The sequence below is a fragment of the Legionella quateirensis genome, from assembly GCF_001467955.1.
GTDB classification, from domain to species: Bacteria; Pseudomonadota; Gammaproteobacteria; order Legionellales; family Legionellaceae; genus Legionella; species Legionella quateirensis.
In genome coordinates, this window is the sequence record NZ_LNYR01000037.1 from 1 (window position 1) to 417 (window position 417).

Below are 417 nucleotides of genomic sequence, written 5' to 3' on the forward strand. Positions count from 1 at the left end.
AATGGCAATGCCATCAGCCTGACTGATATTGACAGTGCTTCGGTCACCACGACTGTTTCTGTGAGTCATGGTACGTTAACACTTTCAGCAGCCGCAGTGGATGCCGCAGCTGCTGCAGGAGTTACCATCAGCAATAATGGTACGGGTAACCTGACTCTGGTGGGTGCTCCAAATAATATTAACACCGTATTAAATGGTTTAAGTTACCATCCTATTGCCGATTACAACGGCGCTGACAACTTAACCATAGTCACCAGTGACGGAGCCTTAAGCGATACGGACAATATTGCCATTACGGTGACACCCGTTGTGGATATTGCCAACGATGTCATAATCCTGAATGAAGACACGGTGGCAAATTATGATGTCAATAATAATGATACCTTTGAAAACGCAGGCCATACCATTACTGCAATT

Annotated in this window: 1 protein-coding gene; it reads left to right on the forward strand. The window is 45.1% G+C overall.

The genetic code is table 11. From position 1 onward, the window contains the following. Window positions 1-417: hypothetical protein (locus Lqua_RS18385; protein ID WP_202972760.1), on the forward strand; the 417-nt coding region annotated here is incomplete at both ends.